General features: G+C 67.5%; 14 protein-coding genes. 3 read left to right on the top strand and 11 right to left on the bottom strand.

The features are described from left to right. Positions 1-4: 4 nt before the first annotated feature. The gene (locus ACQY76_RS02470) at positions 5-793 is read right to left on the bottom strand and encodes a DUF6065 family protein (RefSeq protein WP_428031341.1); all 789 of its coding nucleotides are present in this window, start codon (positions 791-793) and stop codon (positions 5-7) included. A gap of 260 nt (positions 794-1,053) precedes the next feature. On the opposite strand from ACQY76_RS02470, the gene ACQY76_RS02465 reads away from it, so the two are divergent. After that, complete coding sequence (locus tag ACQY76_RS02465; RefSeq protein WP_428031340.1) at positions 1,054-1,854, top strand: DUF72 domain-containing protein; 801 nt, start codon at positions 1,054-1,056, stop codon at positions 1,852-1,854. On the opposite strand, the gene ACQY76_RS02460 is transcribed toward ACQY76_RS02465, so the two are convergent. The 5 genes from ACQY76_RS02460 to ACQY76_RS02440 all read right to left on the bottom strand — a co-directional run bounded on the left by ACQY76_RS02460 (position 1,838) and on the right by ACQY76_RS02440 (position 7,238). Then, positions 1,838-3,214, bottom strand: a complete 1,377-nt coding sequence (locus tag ACQY76_RS02460; protein WP_428031339.1) for an ATP-binding protein — start codon at positions 3,212-3,214, stop codon at positions 1,838-1,840. The two genes, ACQY76_RS02465 and ACQY76_RS02460, sit on opposite strands and share 17 nt — an antisense overlap. Beyond that, positions 3,211-3,888: a response regulator gene (locus ACQY76_RS02455; protein ID WP_428031338.1), complete on the bottom strand. Its 678-nt coding sequence runs from the start codon at positions 3,886-3,888 to the stop codon at positions 3,211-3,213. The genes ACQY76_RS02460 and ACQY76_RS02455 overlap by 4 nt, the downstream gene beginning before the upstream one ends. A gap of 6 nt (positions 3,889-3,894) precedes the next feature. After that, positions 3,895-4,458, bottom strand: coding sequence for a cytochrome b/b6 domain-containing protein (locus ACQY76_RS02450; RefSeq protein WP_428031337.1), 564 nt, complete (start codon positions 4,456-4,458; stop codon positions 3,895-3,897). Next, on the bottom strand, positions 4,458-4,730 hold the full coding sequence (locus tag ACQY76_RS02445) for a PepSY domain-containing protein (protein ID WP_428031336.1): 273 nt from the start codon (positions 4,728-4,730) through the stop codon (positions 4,458-4,460). Before ACQY76_RS02445 ends, ACQY76_RS02450 begins: the two co-directional genes overlap by 1 nt. A gap of 132 nt (positions 4,731-4,862) precedes the next feature. Beyond that, positions 4,863-7,238 carry a phosphoketolase family protein gene (locus ACQY76_RS02440; protein WP_428031335.1) on the bottom strand — a complete coding sequence of 792 codons (2,376 nt, stop codon included), beginning with the start codon at positions 7,236-7,238 and terminating at the stop codon, positions 4,863-4,865. Between the two features lie 499 nt (positions 7,239-7,737). Here ACQY76_RS02440 and ACQY76_RS02435 point away from each other — a divergent pair, with 499 nt between their 5' ends. Together ACQY76_RS02435 and ACQY76_RS02430 are read left to right on the top strand one after the other, a co-directional pair. Further along, positions 7,738-8,550 carry a CbbQ/NirQ/NorQ/GpvN family protein gene (locus tag ACQY76_RS02435; RefSeq protein ID WP_428031334.1) on the top strand — a complete coding sequence of 271 codons (813 nt, stop codon included), beginning with the start codon at positions 7,738-7,740 and terminating at the stop codon, positions 8,548-8,550. Continuing rightward, a complete protein-coding gene (locus ACQY76_RS02430; protein ID WP_428031333.1) occupies positions 8,547-10,829 on the top strand; it encodes a nitric oxide reductase activation protein NorD in 2,283 nt (760 codons plus the stop codon). The genes ACQY76_RS02435 and ACQY76_RS02430 overlap by 4 nt, the downstream gene beginning before the upstream one ends. 214 nt (positions 10,830-11,043) lie before the next feature. Here the strand turns inward: ACQY76_RS02430 and ACQY76_RS02425 are convergent, their stop codons facing one another. The 5 genes from ACQY76_RS02425 to ACQY76_RS02405 form a co-directional block, all read right to left on the bottom strand. Then, positions 11,044-12,081, bottom strand: coding sequence for an aliphatic amidase (locus ACQY76_RS02425; protein ID WP_428031332.1), 1,038 nt, complete (start codon positions 12,079-12,081; stop codon positions 11,044-11,046). Between the two features lie 301 nt (positions 12,082-12,382). Then, positions 12,383-13,027, bottom strand: coding sequence for an ANTAR domain-containing response regulator (locus ACQY76_RS02420; protein ID WP_428031331.1), 645 nt, complete (start codon positions 13,025-13,027; stop codon positions 12,383-12,385). 14 nt (positions 13,028-13,041) lie between these two features. Further along, entirely contained in the window at positions 13,042-14,220 is a 1,179-nt protein-coding gene (locus tag ACQY76_RS02415) for a transporter substrate-binding domain-containing protein (protein ID WP_428031330.1), read from the bottom strand. 84 nt (positions 14,221-14,304) lie between these two features. After that, on the bottom strand, positions 14,305-14,871 hold the full coding sequence (locus tag ACQY76_RS02410) for a TetR/AcrR family transcriptional regulator (RefSeq protein WP_428031329.1): 567 nt from the start codon (positions 14,869-14,871) through the stop codon (positions 14,305-14,307). 150 nt (positions 14,872-15,021) lie between these two features. After that, a complete protein-coding gene (locus ACQY76_RS02405; protein ID WP_428031328.1) occupies positions 15,022-16,164 on the bottom strand; it encodes an acyltransferase family protein in 1,143 nt (380 codons plus the stop codon). Positions 16,165-16,167: the final 3 nt, after the last annotated feature.

The raw sequence follows: 16,167 nt of genomic DNA, 5'->3' as shown, positions 1-16,167 counted from the left end.
CCGCCTACGATGCGTCATCTGCCTGCGTGCCGGAAGACGAGGGCTCCGACGTCGGCATGTCCGCCAGGCGAGGTTCGGCGAGACGCAGCTTCGACAGATGGAGAGGATTGCCGACCTGTCCATTGGGATGCACCCCGCGGAAATACCATTTCTGCCATCCCTGCCGCACCGCCTCCGCCTCCCCTTCGTTCAGCCGGCGGTTAAAGGCCCCTCTCAATTCGCCATACTGGCGAATGGCCTCCTTGCGGTCCGGAGCGGCGTCGATCGGGACGATCTCGGGGCGGACTTCTTCCAGCACGCGATACGGCACGGGCGCCAGAAAGCCGAATGGCTCATCCTTTTCGAAGCGCACCGTTCCCGGGCGGGTGAACTTCCAGTTCATGGTGAAGGGAAGGTCGAGCCAGTCCGTCTCCACCATGCCCTCCAGTGCCTGGATTCCATCCTTGGGCAGGTTCGGGCTGCCGCGCACGCTCATGCCGATGCCGGGCTCCGTGCGGAAGAGGTAATGGGTCAGGAATGTCAGCACGCCGAAGCCAAAATGCGACGCCGCATAATCTTCGATCTCAAGCGAATCCGCCGAGATGGCCATGCTGTCCAACCCGTCGCCGCCATCCCACTCCGCCTCGAACGTCATCGGGCACAGCAATTCCCATCCCATGCTGTTGGCGATGGACAGCGGCAGGCAGCGATAGGCGAAGCGCTGGCTGGTCGCGTCCATCCAGGCGCGCTCGGCGCGTGCGGGCACGAGAGGCGGCGCTTCAGCCCGGAGGCGGTAGCAGGTCAGCGAGGTCATCGGTCTTTCGGCACAGTGCGAGGGGCGGGGCGCCGCCGCAAACTCTCATTCTTTCGGCCGCCTCGGCAAGCGATCGCAACCGCGCTCGCGCGCAGCGGCAGCCTTATAAGGGGATGGTTGGTGATCGCGTGCCGCGACCCGCTGCATGTCGTGGCCTTTTCTGCCATTGTCCTGCAAGCTGAATCCTTGGTGGGCAGCCATGTCGACGCGCCCGATCCGGCCCCCGTCCGACCTGATCTCTTTTTTCGCGCGAGGTCCCCATGGCACATCCCGCACCCATCCGAATCGGCGTCGGCGGCTGGACGTTCGAGCCCTGGCGCGGGGTGTTCTATCCCGAGGGGCTGACCCAGAAGCGGGAGCTGGAATATGCCGGCTCGAAGCTCACTGCCATCGAGATCAACGGCACCTATTACGGCTCGCAGAAGCCCGAGAGCTTCGCGAAATGGCGGGCCGAGACGCCGGAGGGGTTTGTCTTCGCGCTGAAGGGGCCGCGCTTCACTACCAATCGCCGCGTGCTGGGCGAGGCGGCTGAGTCGATCGAGCGCTTCTTCAACAGCGGCGTGACCGAGCTGAAGGAAAAGCTCGGCCCGGTGAACTGGCAGTTCATGCCGACGAAGAAATTCGACCCGGACGATTTCGAGGCCTTTCTTAAGCTCCTGCCCAAGCGCGTCGACGGGCACGACATCCGCCACGCGGTGGAAGTGCGGCACGACAGCTTCAAGACGCCGGATTTCATCGCGCTGGCGCGCGACCATGGCGTCGCCGTCATCCTCGCCGGCGACAGCGACTTCCCGGCGATTGCCGATATCACCGCCCCCTTTGTCTATGCCCGCATCATGGGCACGCAGGAGGACGAGGCGCTGGGCTATTCGACCACGGCACTCGATAGCTGGGCCGAGACGGCGAAGGAGTGGGCGGCCGGCAAGACGCCGCCGGCGCTGAAGGAGACGCTGCTCTCTCCGCCAGCGGAAGCCCGGCCACGCGAGGTGTTCCTCTTCGTTATCAGTGGTTTCAAGCCCCGCAATCCTGCCGCCGCCATGGCGCTCATTGAGCGGGTGTGACCGGCGCGGCGGCGAAGACGAGCCGCGCTTTGGTTCCCCGCGGCTCGAGCCGGCTGATCTCCAGCCGCCCGCCATGCAGGGCCGCAATGCGGCGGATGATCTCAAGCCCGATGCCGAGCCCGCCGGCTCGCCGGTAATATCCGGGCGGGTCGGGCAGTTCGTCCGGTGCCGGCAGCGGGTCGAAGCCGGGGCCGTTATCGGTCACGCCGATGCCCGGGCCGTCATCGGTGGCCACCACGATGGACACGCCGGGCCCGCCATGGCGGACGGCGTTTTCGACCAGGTTGCGCACCGCGTCTTTCAGCAGCGCCGCATTGCCGAGGACGATGGGGTTGCGGGAGGGCTCGAAGGCGATGCTGGCGCCGCGCGCATAGACGAAAGGCGCCAGCGTGCCGACCATGTCGCTGCCGATCTCGTCGAGTGCCACCGGCTTGAAGCCGGTGCGGTCGGCCGCTTCCAGCCGGGCCAGCGCGACCAATTGCTCGACGAAATGGGTGAGGTCGTCCAGTTCGCCCATGGTGCGTCGCGCCGCCGGGTGATCGATGCTCTCCAGCTCCAGCCGGATCACCGCCAGCGGCGTGCGGATCTCATGGGCGATGGCAGAGGTGAAAAGCCGCTGCGCCTCCATCAATTCGCGGGTGCGGGCATAGGAGCGGTTCACCGCGCCTGCCAACTGGGCGATCTCGCGCGGCATGCCGGCCTCTTCCAGCCGCGCGTCCGGGCTCAACGGGTCGAGCCGCTCGGCCTGCGCGGCGGCGGCGGTCACCGGGGCCAAGGCGGCACGGATGGAGATGAGCGTGGCGCCCAGCACGAAGATCAGCGTGAGGCTCATCGGGAGGACCATGTGGTCGAGCACTTCGTCGCCCATCACCTCCCAGACGACGTTCTGCGTGTCGCCCTTGACGGCGATCTCGAAGAAGATCCGCTGGTCGCCGCTCTCGATGATGCGCCCGCCGGCGAAAGACAGCGGATAGCCGGGCGAGAGCACCCGCAGCCAGAAGGTCGGCGGGTTGAGGTCGAGCGGCAGGAAGTGCTGGGTGCAGGCCTCGTCGCAATGGGAGAACAACACCACCCCGCTCGCCGTGCGCACCCGTGCCACATAGCCCGAGGCGTCGGTGCCGTAGCGGTCGGCAAGGTCGGGGGGCAGCTGGTAGGAGAGCCGCGTGCCGCTGGTCGCCAGCCCTTCGGCGAGCACGTCGGTTTCCTGTTCGAGGGCGAGCAAGGAGAGATATTCCGGATCGCTGCCATATTCGACAAGCACGGCGACGAGCTGCGCCAGCATCGCCAGCACCGCGAACAGCATGATGCGCAGCGCGACGATCCGGCCGAGCGGGGCCCGCACACCCGCAGCCGTGCTCACGTATCGGTCTCGCGCAGGAGATAGCCGACGCCGCGCACCGTCTCGATGGCGGTGCGGGTGGGGAAGGGAGCGAGCCGCCGGCGCAGGCGCGACAGCATCACCTCGATGGCGTTGGGGCTGATCTCCTCGTCATATTCGGAGAGCATCTCCTCCAGCCCGCGCTTGGGGGTGACGCGGCCGGCATTGCGCAGCAGGATTTCCAGCGCCGCCCGCTCGCGCGGGGCGAGGGCGATCAGCTCATCGCCGCAATGGGTCTCCTGCGTGGCGGGGTCGAAGCGCAGCGCGCCCGCCTCCAGCACCGGATCGGACGCCACCGGCGCCCGGCGCAGCAAGGCCCGCGCGCGAGCCAGCAACTCGCCATTGTTGAAAGGCTTGGTGAGGTAGTCATCGGCACCGGCATCCAGCCCGGCGATGCGCTCATCCACCGCGCCGCGCGCGGTCAGCACCAGAACCGGGGTGCCGTTGCGGTTGCGGCGCAGGCCGCGCACGATATCGAGCCCGTCGCCGTCGGGCAGGCCGAGATCGAGCAGCACGAGGTCGTAGCGGGTGGCGGCGAGAGCATCCTGCGCCTGCGCGACACTGCCCACCGCGTCGAGCCGCCAACCCGCGGCGCGGATCGTGTCGCCCACCAGATCGCGCAGCCGGGCGCTGTCTTCAACGAGGAGAAGACGCATTGCCGCTCACCGCTTTTTCCATCCGGTCACCATGGACCACACCAGATTCTCGCGGTGCCGCCAGCTCTCGAAAAGCGCTGCCGCCGCGTGCAGCAGGGCCAGGACCAGTATGGCATTGGCAAGCGTTTCGTGAAGTTCTTCCAGCCAGTCGTCTCCCCAGAAAGCGTCGAGCGTGGTCATCCAGCCGGTGAGGCAGACCCCGGCCAGCAGCGCCATGAGCGCCAGCATCATTGCCGCTCCGGCCGGGTTGTGGCCGAGCATGCGCGGCTCGCACCCGGCCAACAGCGCCCGCACATAGGCGATGAGCCCCGTCGGTGTCGGCACGAAGTCCGAAAAGCGTGCGTATTTCGTACCGACGAACCCCCAGACGAGGCGGATGGCCAAGGCGCTCGCGACCACATAGCCGACGAGTTCGTGCGGCAACTCGCCATCGTCCAGGATGAACAGGTTCAGGACGCACCCGGCGACCACCGTCCAGTGGAACAGGCGCACGACCGGGTCCCATACCCGGACGTTCGCGCCGGCGGCCGGCGCAATGGCGCCACCGGCCTGAGCGACCCGGTCCGTCATCAGTCGATCTCGGACTTCACGACAGCGCCGGTCACCGGGTTGAAGTAGACTTCGGCCTTCTTGTTGTCCTTGGTATAGCCGTAGATCTCATAGCAGGAGCCCGAAACCTTGAAGGTCTTGATCTTCTGGTAGCCCATCTCGGTGACCTTGGCCTTCATGGCATCCTCGCTCATCCACTTGTCCTTGGCTTCCGTGGTGCAGGCCGGGCCGGCAAAGGCGGCGGCGGGGGCGAGGATGGAGAAGGCGACAAGGCCGGCAATGATTTTCTTCATGGTGCTTTCCTGATCCGCACGATCGCCTGTCAGCGGCGAACGCCCGGAACCTAGCGGCGCGATGCTGTCCGCCGGCTGTCAGGATTACAGCACCAATTGGTTCCCGGCGCCCGCCTTTACGTGTCCGCCCGCCTAGCGGCCGCCCGCCCATTTCCAGTCGCGCACCTCCGGCATGTCGAGGCCATGGGCGCGGATATAGCGGGAATGCTCGGTCAGCTTGTCCCGGATCGCCTGGCGCACATGGGTGTTGGTCTTCAGCTTTGGCACCCGGTCGAGCACGTCGGCGACGAGGTGGAAGCGGTCGAGCCGGTTGCGCACCACCATGTCGAAGGGCGTGGTGGTGGAGCCTTCCTCTATATAGCCGCGCACATGCATGTTGTCGTGGTTGGTGCGGCGATAGGCGAGGCGGTGGATGAGCCAGGGATAGCCGTGATAGGCGAAGATCACCGGCTTGTCGGTGGTGAACAGCGCGTCGAATTCCGCGTCCGAGAGCCCATGCGGGTGCTCGGATTTCGGCTGCAGCGTCATCAGGTCGACCACGTTGACGACGCGCACTTTGAGGTCCGGGAAGTAGCCGCGCAGCAGCTCGGCGGCGGCCAGCGTCTCCAGCGTCGGTACGTCGCCGGCGCAGGCCAGCACCACGTCCGGCTCGGCGCCTTGGTCGGTGGAGGCCCATTCCCACATGCCGATGCCCTGCGCGCAGTGCTTGATGGCGCTGTCCATGTCGAGCCATTGCGGGGCGGGCTGCTTGCCGGCGACGATGACGTTCACCCGGTTCCACGAGCGCAGGCAGTGGTCGGTGACATAGAGCAGCGTGTTGGCGTCCGGCGGCAGGTAGACGCGCACGATCTCCGCCTTCTTGTTCACCACATGGTCGATGAAGCCGGGGTCTTGGTGGCTGAAGCCATTATGATCCTGTCGCCAGACATGCGAGGTGAGCAGGTAGTTCAGCGAGGCGATGGGCCGGCGCCATTCCACTTCCTGCGACGATTTCAGCCATTTGGCGTGCTGGTTGAACATCGAATCGACGATGTGGATAAACGCCTCGTAGCAGGAGAACAGCCCGTGGCGGCCGGTGAGGAGATAGCCCTCCAGCCAGCCCTGGCACATATGCTCGGAGAGCATCTCCATCACCCGCCCGTCGCGGGCAAGGTGGTCGTCATAGGACAGCGTCTGCGCGTCCCAGGCGCGGCCGGTCACCTCGAACAGTGCCTGCAGCCGGTTGGAGGCGGTCTCGTCCGGGCCGAAGACGCGGAAGTTCTTGGCGTCCGCGTTCTCCGTCATCACGTCGCGCAGGAAGGTGCCCATCACATAGGTCGATTCCAGCTCGCGATCGCCGGGCTGGGCGACCTCCACCGCGTAGTCGGTGAAATCCGGCAGCCGCAGCGGCCGGCGCAGCGCGCCGCCATTGGCGTGCGGGTTGGCGCTCATGCGCTTCACGCCTTCCGGCGCGAGGGAGGCGATCTCCGGCTTGAGCCGCCCCGCCGCGTCGAACAGCTCTTCCGGCCGATAGCTCTGCATCCACTCCTCGAGGAGCGTCAGATGCTCGGGCTTCGACATGTCGGAGAACGGTACCTGGTGCGAGCGCCAGAAGCCTTCCGCCTTCTTGCCATCGACGGTCTTCGGGCCGGTCCAGCCCTTGGGGCTGCGCAGCACGATCATCGGCCAGCGCGGCCGGTCGGTGTCGCCGCGCGTGCGTGCCGCCTGCTGGATCGCCTTGATCTTGCCGAACGCCTCGTCGAGCGCCGCCGCCATCGCCTGGTGCATCGGCCCGGGGTCCTCGCCCTCGACGAAGATCGGGTCATAGCCATAGCCCTGCATCAGCGCCGCCAGTTCCTCATGCGGGATGCGGGCGAGAATGGTCGGGTTGGCGATCTTGTAACCGTTGAGGTGGAGGATCGGCAGCACCGCGCCGTCGCTGGCGGGGTTGAGGAACTTGTTGCCGTGCCAGGAGGTGGCGAGCGGGCCGGTCTCGGCCTCGCCGTCGCCGACGACGCAGGCGACGATCAGCTCGGGATTGTCCAGCACCGCGCCATAGGCGTGGGCGAGCGAATAGCCGAGTTCGCCGCCCTCATGGATCGAGCCGGGCGTTTCCGGCGCGGCATGGCTGGGAATGCCGCCGGGAAAGGAAAACTGGCGGAACAGCCGGCACAGTCCCGCCTCGTCGCGGGAGATGTCGGGGTAAAGCTCGCTATAGGTGCCCTCCAAATAGGTCGCCGCCACCACGCCGGGCGCGCCGTGCCCGGGGCCGGCGATGAACAGCACGTCGGCGTCGGTGTCGCGAATGACGCGGTTGAGGTGGACATAGAGGAAGTTCAGCCCCGGCGTCGTGCCCCAGTGACCGAGGAGGCGGGGTTTCACATGGTCGAGGGTCAGCTTCTCGCGCAGCAACGGGTTGGCGAGCAGGTAGATCTGCCCGACCGCGAGATAGTTCGCCGCGCGCCACCAGGCGTTCATGCGCTCCACGAGGTCAGGGCCGAGCGTGTCGGTCGCCGGTTGCGTCGCCATTGCGATGTCCTTTCCAGAACCATTGCCGTTAGGTGAGATAGGGCGCGCCGGCGCCAGTTCACTGGGCTTCAGTCCGTGGCGCATCTGATCACGTTGCGCGCGCCGCGGCCCGGGCTCCATCCCGGAGTTCTGCCGGTGACGCAGGCGCCATTAACGCGTCATCGCGCTTCCTTCCTTGATCGCCGTCAATGCGACGGCGCGGTCTGCTCGACGCGTCTACTGAAGACGGGGTCTTTCCGGATCGTCCGGTGCGACCTTAACGCGGCACGATGGCACGCACGCGACGGCGCCTGTACGCAGCGCCGGCCTTGCGCAAGGCACGGCATGGGGCGGGATAAGGAGCGTATCACCCTCTTGTGCGGCGCAGCGAATGGATTTCTAATGCCGGTGCCTGGCAACAAGGATGTTGCCGGCGACGGCAGGGATTGCCGACAGCCCTTTTTGCAGGGCCGTCCATTCCTGCCCCGGGGGACGGCCGCGCCAATCTCGCGGAGACCCCATGCCCGTCGCTCCTGATCTTGCCGTCTACCGCATCGACGCCGAGCCCTATTTCAGGCCGGTCGGCAACGAAGTCGCGGTGTTCGAGGCGGCATGGCGCCACCGCCTGCCGGTGATGCTGAAAGGCCCGACCGGCTGCGGCAAGACCCGCTTTGTCGAATACATGGCCTGGCGGCTGGGGCGCCCGCTCATCACCGTCGCTGCGCATGAGGACATGACCGCCGCCGACCTCGCCGGGCGTTTCCTGCTCACGCCGGAAGGCACGGTCTGGCATGACGGGCCATTGACGCAGGCGGTGCGCCATGGCGCGCTCTGCTATCTCGACGAGATCGTCGAGGCCCGGCAGGACACCACGGTCGTCATCCACCCGCTCACCGACGCCCGGCGCATGCTGCCCTTGGAAAAGCGCAACGAACTGGTGGCAGCCCATGCCGATTTCCAGATCGTCATCTCCTACAACCCCGGCTACCAGAGCGCGGTGAAGGACCTGAAGGAATCCACCAAGCAGCGCTTCATCGCCATCGCCTTCGACTATCCCGCCCCGGCGCTGGAGGCCGAGATCGTCATGCGCGAGGCCGGCGCCGATCTCGCTTTGGCCCGCATCCTCGTCACTATTGCCGCCTGTTCGCGAAACCTGCGCGGGCAGGGGCTGGACGAGGGCGCCTCCACCCGCATGCTCATCCATGCCGGGCGGCTTGCGATGAGCGGCGTGTCGCTGGAAGCGGCGGTGGAGGCCGCCATCGTGCAGCCGATCACCGACGATGCCGATGTCCGCCGCGCACTCGGCGTAGCGATTTCCGCCTGCCTGACATGAGCGAGGTTTTCGACAGCGAGGCTCCCGCGCTCGCCCGCCTTGCCCGGCTCATGGCCGGGCGCGAGAGCCTTGCCGCGACCTTCGCCGACACACGACGCCAACTGGCCGCGCGCCACGGCGCGACGGCCTTGGAGCCGTGGGCGCAGGCGGTTCTCGCGCTGGTCGAGGTGAATGCCGGGGCGGGGGCGCTGCTCGGCTTCTGGCGCGCCAGCCTTGAACTCTCCGGCCGGCTTTCCCCGGCGGCGCTCGGCGAGACCGGCCTCGCCGCCGCCGCGCTCTGCCGCGAGGCGGGCGGGCGCGCCACCCTCGCCGCGCTGGACGGTTTCACCGAAGTCGCCCCGCGCCTCGCCTCGCCGGAGGAGCGCGTGACTTTCTGGCGCGCTCTGCTGACGCTGGCGCAGGGCGCGCCGGACTGCGTGGCGCTGGTGGCCGGGCAGGCGCGCCGCCTGATACTGCCGGGCCATGTGGCCGCATTTGAGGGCCTAATCGCGGCGGGGCTGAAGGCCGCAGGCCGCGACAGGGCCCGGCAGCACGCCTTCTTTTCACTGGAAGACCCTCTGGCGCTGGGGCTGCTGGCGCGCATCGGCGGCGGGCCGGGCTTTGCCGAGCTGGAGGTCGAGCTAAAGCGCGTGCTGGCGGCGGTGTGGGGGACGTCGCCCGCTCTGCAGTCGCTGCCGCCGGCGGTGCCGGGGGTGTTGCGCCGGGCCAATATTGCCGGGCCGGTGATCCGCCTGCCGGATGTGTTTCCCGGCATCGAGGGCGACGCCGCGCGCCAGCTCTATCTCGCCGCAGGGCTGCATGCGGGCGCGCATCTCCACTTCGGCAATCCGCGCTTCCCCATCCGCAAGTTCAAGCCGGTGCAGATCGCGCTGGCCGGCCTCATCGAGGATGCGCGCATCGAGACGCTGGCGATGGCGCGCTATCCCGGCCTGCGCCGGATATGGGCGCCGTTTCATGTGGCGACGCCCGAGGACGGGCCGACCCTCGCCGCGCTTCTCGCCCGGCTGGCGCGCGGGCTGTTCGACCCCTTCTATCGCGACCCCGACGCGCTGGTCGGCAAGGCGCAGGACCTGTTCGCCGCAGCGCGCGGGCGCCTCGACGATCCCGCCATCAGCCTCGATATCGGCACCCGCCTCGCCAATGATGTCGGCCAGCGCCGCCTGCGTTTCGACGGGCGTGGCCATGTGGTGGAGCCGGCCTATCGCGACGACGGGCTCGGCCTGTGGGATTTCGGCGATATCGACCCGGATGTGATGGCCGAGATCGAGATGATGGTCGATGCCGCCCGCATCGAGCGGCGCGAGGGCGACGACGGCGCGCCGGACGAGGCGCCCGCACCCGAGCCGACCGGCCGCGCGCGCCCACGGTCTGCGGGCGAGAGGGGAGCGGTGATTGCGACCTATCCCGAATGGGATGCCGGTGCCGGCATCGAGCGGCCGGACTGGACCAGCGTGCGGGCGGTGCTGCCGGTTGTGGGCGAGGTACGCCCGCTGCAGCGGGCGCTGGAACAGGCGGCGCCGGCGCGTGCGCGCATCGCCCGGCTGGTGAAGGCGGCGAAGGTCGGCCGCTCGTCCCGGCTTAAGCGGCAGACGGAGGGGCACGATCTCGACATAGACGCAGCCATCGAAGCGGTGATTGCCCGCCGTGCCGGCGAGATGCCGGACCTGCGGGTGTTCCGTTCGACGGCGCTGCTGCAGCGCGACCTCGCCGTGCTGGTGCTGGTCGACATGTCGCAGTCGACGCGCGCGCGGCTGGTCGATGGGGCCAGCGTGCTGGACGTCGAAAAGCTGGCCGTGGCGATGCTGGCCGAGGCGCTGGAAACGCTCGGCGACGATTTCGCGCTCTTGGCCTTTGCCTCGGCCGGGCGTGACGACGTGCGGGTGAGTGAGGTGAAGGGTTTTGACGCTCCTTACGACGGGGAGGCGATGGCACGGCTCGCCGGCCTCTCCTCGGGCCTGTCGACCCGGCTGGGGACGGCGCTGCGCCATGGCGGCGCACAGATCGCCCGCGTGCGCAGCTTTCGCAAGCTCATCCTCGTGCTCACCGATGGCGAGCCGTCCGACATCGACGTGGCCGGCGACGACCTCGTGCAGGACGCGCGCCGGGCCGTGATGCAGCTGAGACTGCAGGGCATCGACACTTTCGGCGTCACGCTCGACCCCGCCGGCGTCGGGTCCGGGCCGTCGATCTTCGGCAAGGCCAATTCGATGCCGGTGCGGCGCGTTGAGGACCTGCCGCTGCGACTTTCGGAACTGTACTTTCGCCTGGCGCGGCGGTGAGGAGTGCCGCGCAGGCGAGGCGGTGGCCCGCGCGTGGGTGCTTCGAGGCCGGCGCCGGGCGCCGGCACCTCAGCATGACGAGTCCATTGATCCACAGAACGACGTCATCCTGAGGTGCGAGCGCAGCGAGCCTCGAAGGATGGTTCTCGTGGCCCCGGACCGTCATGGCCGGGACCAGCCCGGCCATGACGTCGTTTAAAAGTGGGGGCGTCTCTCACCGATGCGTGGTGTCGGGGTTGGGGATGCCCTCGATGGGGCATTCCTCGGTGCCCACCGTCGAGCGGGTGAAGGATTCCACCATTTCGCGGGTGCCCTCGGGATCGGCGATCCATTTCTTGTAGAAGTCGTAGGGGCAGGCGGCTGCGCCCTTGTCGCCCTCGCCGGAATTGATCATCCCAGTATAGCCGCGATGCACCAGCTTGAAGAGGTGGTTCTGCGACTGCATGTTCTTGCGCGCGTCGCGGATCAGCGAGACGGAGAGCGCAGCGTACTGGATGCCGTAATCCTCCTCGCCGCATTCGCCCAGCGTGCGCCCGTCAAAGCCGACAATGGCCGAGTGTCCGAAATAGGAATACACCCCGTCGAAGCCCGAGGCGTTGGCGACGGCGACATAGACATTGTTGGCGAAGGCCATGGCCTTGGACATGATCACCTGCTGCTCCTTGGCCGGGTACATGTAGCCTTGGCAGCGCACGATCAGTTCGGCGCCCTTCATCGCGCAGTCGCGCCAGATCTCCGGGTAGTTGCCGTCATCGCAGATGATGAGAGAGATCTTCAGCCCCTTTGGGCCGTCCGAGACATAGGTGCAATTGCCGGGATACCACCCCTCAATCGGCACCCAGGGCATGATCTTGCGGTATTTCTGCACGATCTCACCCTTGTCGTTCATCAGGATGAGCGTGTTGTAGGGCGCCTTGTGGGGGTGTTCCTCATGGCGCTCGCCGGTGAGCGAGAACACGCCCCACACCTTGGCCTTGCGGCAGGCATCGGCGAAAATCTCGGTCTCGTCGCCGGGGATGGTCGAGGCCGTCTCGTACATCTCCTTGGAATCATACATGATTCCGTGGGTCGAATATTCCGGGAAGATGACGAGGTCCATGCCCGGCAGGCCGGTCTTCATGCCGACCACCATGTCGGCGATCTTCTTCGCGTTCTCAAGCACCTCGGCCTTGGTGTGCAGGCGGGGCATCTTGTAGTTCACCACCGCCACGCCGACGGTGTCTTTGCTGCTGGAAATGTCGCCGTGCAACATGGGAGTTCTCCTCGAAAAGGGCGCGCGGACGCGGCTCGCAAGCGGTCGGGTGATTGCGGTGTCGGCGCTGGAAAGGGGTGCCACGGCGAGGCATCGGCCGCTGGCATGCTGTGACGGGCGAAACCGCGTTGTTCCGCGAGGCCTTCAGGCACAAAAAAAGCCCGACAGGCTCTCGCGAGCCGTCCGGGCCACATTGCCATGCGCGGCCAACAGCATTGGTGACCGAGCGGGAGACTCGTTCCGGGGCGCGTTGCCCGGAAATCGTCCATGCGCATTATCTAATCATCATCCCCGCGCGAGTTCAAGGGCTGGTGGACGATGGCGGCCCGTTGCGCGCATCGCGGCTACGGGGCGAAATCTGCAGCAGTTCGCTGGCGTGGATAAGGGAGGCCGCCATGTCCTCCATCGGCACGCGCTTGGCCATCGCCTGCCGGCGCAGGCTCTGATAGGCGTCTTCCTCGGTAAGGCCGAGATTTTCCATCAGGATCGACTTGGCACGCTGGATCGTCTGCAGCCCGGCGAGCTTGCTCTCAAGCCGGGCGACGCGCTTTCGCGCCTCCTCCCGCTCTAGCCAGAGCGTGCGGGCGATGGTGAGGTTGGTGAGCAGGCCGAACGGGCGGATCGGCCGCTCCACCACCGCTACGGCGCCCGATTCGAGCACGAGCTGCAGCGTCGCGGGGTTCTCATAGCCGACGACGGCGATGAGGGTCGGGCGCCTGCCCGGGTCGGCCTTCAGCAGGCCGACAATGTCGGCGCGCGCGCCCGGCTCGATGGCCAGCAGCACCACATCGGCGCCATCAGGCCAGTCGGCCGGCACCGGCCAGACGGTTTCCACCGCGCAGCCGATGCGGCGCAGATGCTCGACGAGGCTGGGTCGCTCCTCGTCGGGGGGGTGGATCACATGAACCCGCAGACCACGCAAATCCTTGAGCACCTGCATCGCCATCTTGCCGCCTCCCGTCACGACAGCGCGAACTGGCGGCCATCGGCCGGCCAGTCGTCGAGGTTCTGGACCACGCAATAAGGGTCCGGCTTTACCGAGGCGCCGGCATCCCACACCACCTTGAAACGGCCATCAGCGTCGAGCCTGGCGATGCGCGGGCGCAACCATGTGTGATGATTGCTCGCTTCCATCCGCACCCGTCCCTGCGGTGCCTCGAAGGTGCAGCCGCCGAGCTGCGCGAGCAGGTCCCCGGGCGCGTCGGTGCCCGCGCGGGCCAGCGCAGCGGCCGCGAGATGCATCTGGAAATAGGCCGCCTCGGCAGCTGCCGTCACCGGCATATGCATGCCGTTCCGCCGCTTGAAGGCGGCGACGAAGCGCCGGGCGGCCGGCGTGCCAAGCGTCTCGAAGAAAGGGGCGGCGGTGATGTGGCCGGCGGCGATGCCGCGCGCCATGAGCGAGACCTCCGCCTCGCTGGTGGTGAGGCTGGCGATCGGCAGGCGGCGGGAATCGAAGCCGGCGGCATGATGCGCGGCATAGAGGCGGGCGGTGTCGGCACCGACGACGGTCGAGAAGATGACGTCGGGCTCGGCCTCGCGCACCCGTTCCATCACCTCGCCAAAAGCGCTGTCCGGCGCGCCGAGCGGCACATACACCTCGCCCACGACGCGGCCGCGCGACTGGACAACAAAATCGCTCATGATGCGGTTCGACTCGTAGGGGTAGACGTAGTCCGAGCCGATGAGGAAGAAGCGGTTGCCGTAATGGCGCAGCAGATACGTGGCGAGCTGGATCGAATTCTGGTTCGGCGCCGCGCCGGTGTAGACGCAATGGCGCGAATATTCGAAGCCTTCGTAAAGCGTGGGGTAGAACAGCAGCCCGCCATGGGCCTCGACGACCGGCAGCATCGCTTTGCGCGTCGAGGACATGTAGCCGCCAAAGAGCAGGCGCACCCCCTCCTCGACAAGTAGCTGCTCGGCAAGGCGTCGATAGGCGCGCGGGTCGGAGGCGGGATCGGTTATCACCGCTTCCACCCGCCGCCCCAGCACGCCGCCGGCGGCGTTGATCTCATCGATGGCGAGCAGCGTACCGCCGAGCTGGGAGGTTTCCACCGCCGCCGTGACGCCGGTGGCGGAAAACAGGATGCCCACCCGCCAGCACGCCGTTGTCGGTTCGGTGGTTGGGGAGCCCCTCGCCATTCGCCGCCTGCACTCCGCGCCGGAAAGTCCTCCGGCGCATGCGACCATTCCGGGCCGGGAAACGCAATACGGCGTTTGCCCCCTTTACGCGCCGAAACGATCCTGAAGGTCGCGACGCACGGTGTCGAGGATCTCGTCGGAAAGTGCGGGGTCGCCCTCGGCCACGCCGCGCGCCAGGGTCAGCGCCCCGATCATGCTGGAGAGCACCGCCATCGCCGCCCGGCGCCGGGCTTCGGGGTCGTCTTCCTTCATGTGCCGCGCAAGAATGTCGACGAAGCCGTTCAGCCCCTCGGCATAGCTCTTCTGCAGCTCGGGCGACTGGCGCGAGACCTCCGCGCCCAGTGCGGAAAGGGCGCAGCCGCCGGCCGGATTGTCACGGTGCGCGGGGGCGAGATAGCGATCGAGCACCGCCTTGAGGTCGGCGGAGCAGAGCCATTTTTGGGCGCCTTCCTTGCAGGCTTCCTTGCAGGCTTCGTCCGCGAGGTCCGCCTTGGAGCGGAAATGGCCGTAAAAGGCGCCATGGGTGAGGCCGCTGGCCTGCATGATCTCGGCGACGCCGACATCCTTGAAGCCGCGTTCACGGAACAGGCGCGACGCCGAATCGAGTATCGACCGGCGGTGTTCGGCAACCTTGGCTTTCGTGACCCGCAACGCGGCTGCTCCCGATTTTCGAGTGGTCTGGCCGGCCCGAGGGTAGGTTGGCCGTGCCGGCACCGAAGCGTCTTATGAGCACGAAAATTTAGCTGATGGGAATAAGAAATAACCCGCAGCGCGCTTCACGGTTTCCGGCGTCGCCGGGGATCAAGGTGCGGCCAGGCGGCTGCGGGCGCGCGTGCGGATCGCCTTCAGGGCACGTAGAACCGGACGCTCGACGGCGACCAGAAACACGCTTGCTAGGCCCAGTGCGGCAATGGAGGTGAGGACGAAAAGCCCTGCCAGCGGCAACGGCGCGAGCGGGCCGAAGGCGGCGTAGATGTAGCAGGCCGGCGCGACGATCAGCGGCACATGCACGAGATAGATCGGGAAGGACAACTCGCCGAGCCGCTGCAGGGGCGCCGCCTCGAACATCCGCCGGACCGGCGGCGTGATCAGCACGGCGACCACGACGAGGACCGCTCCGGTTTGCTGGAAACCCTCCGCGCCAAGCCGGGACAGTACGTCCGCGATGATGCCCTCGCCGCCGGCGTGGCCGGGATAGGTGGCGCCGAGCACGAGGCCGAGGGCGCCGAGCACGCCGCCGGCGAGGGCATGATCGCGCAGCAGATGCCGAAACTCATAGACCAGAGCGCCGCCGCAGAACGCCGCGAGATAGAACAGGCCGGTGCCGAAGAAAACGGCGCACCCCAGCGCCATCGCGGCCGGCCGCGCCCGGCCGCGCAGCAGCGCGTAGGAACCGTAGATCATCAGCGAACCGATGAATTCCGCCTGCATCGTCCACAGTGGATTGTTGAAGCGGGTCGTGCCGTCGAGAAACACGCCCACGCCGCCTTCCCAGATCGCCTGGCTGAGCGGAGGGATCGGCGGCTGGTAGGTCCAGCGGAACCACGGGCTGCCGGTGAGCGCCTGCACCTGGCGCGCGGCATCGGGAAAGCTGACCAGCCACGCCCAGGCGAGCACGGACGAGGCGAGGGCAGGCACAGCGAGCCTTAGATAGCGCAGGGCGATCATCAGCGGCGCCTCGCGCAGCGTCTTCGGCGCCGAGGCGGCGAGGACGAAGCCGGACAGCACGAAGAACACCGCAACGGCAAAATGGCCGTTCCACAGCACGGCGATCGGGGTATCGAACGCCGTGAAGCCGGTCCGCGCCTTGTCGGCGAACAGGGTGGGCGTGAAGGCATAGAAGAAATGGAACGCCACGACCGAACAGGCGGCGACGCCGCGCAGCCCGTCGAGGCAAATGACCCGTCCTGCAGCGTACGGGGTGTGAGGCGATGGGGACGGCAAGAC

Origin of the sequence: Ancylobacter sp., from assembly GCF_965279025.1 — a bacterium.
In the GTDB taxonomy this organism is placed as follows: domain Bacteria; phylum Pseudomonadota; class Alphaproteobacteria; order Rhizobiales; family Xanthobacteraceae; genus Ancylobacter.
This window is presented reverse-complemented; position numbering and strand designations above follow the sequence as displayed.

Excerpts from the sequence above, each read along its gene's own strand:
- ACQY76_RS02415 (WP_428031330.1), bottom strand. The coding sequence starts at position 14,220 with ATGGCGAGGGGCTCCCCAACCACCGAACCGACAACGGCGTGCTGGCGG.
- ACQY76_RS02455 (WP_428031338.1), bottom strand. The coding sequence starts at position 3,888 with ATGCGTCTTCTCCTCGTTGAAGACAGCGCCCGGCTGCGCGATCTGGTG.
- ACQY76_RS02420 (WP_428031331.1), bottom strand. The coding sequence starts at position 13,027 with ATGGCGATGCAGGTGCTCAAGGATTTGCGTGGTCTGCGGGTTCATGTG.
- ACQY76_RS02425 (WP_428031332.1), bottom strand. The coding sequence starts at position 12,081 with ATGTTGCACGGCGACATTTCCAGCAGCAAAGACACCGTCGGCGTGGCG.
- ACQY76_RS02430 (WP_428031333.1), top strand. The coding sequence starts at position 8,547 with ATGAGCGAGGTTTTCGACAGCGAGGCTCCCGCGCTCGCCCGCCTTGCC.
- ACQY76_RS02465 (WP_428031340.1), top strand. The coding sequence starts at position 1,054 with ATGGCACATCCCGCACCCATCCGAATCGGCGTCGGCGGCTGGACGTTC.
- ACQY76_RS02450 (WP_428031337.1), bottom strand. The coding sequence starts at position 4,458 with ATGACGGACCGGGTCGCTCAGGCCGGTGGCGCCATTGCGCCGGCCGCC.
- ACQY76_RS02440 (WP_428031335.1), bottom strand. The coding sequence starts at position 7,238 with ATGGCGACGCAACCGGCGACCGACACGCTCGGCCCTGACCTCGTGGAG.
- ACQY76_RS02470 (WP_428031341.1), bottom strand. The coding sequence starts at position 793 with ATGACCTCGCTGACCTGCTACCGCCTCCGGGCTGAAGCGCCGCCTCTC.
- ACQY76_RS02435 (WP_428031334.1), top strand. The coding sequence starts at position 7,738 with ATGCCCGTCGCTCCTGATCTTGCCGTCTACCGCATCGACGCCGAGCCC.
- ACQY76_RS02445 (WP_428031336.1), bottom strand. The coding sequence starts at position 4,730 with ATGAAGAAAATCATTGCCGGCCTTGTCGCCTTCTCCATCCTCGCCCCC.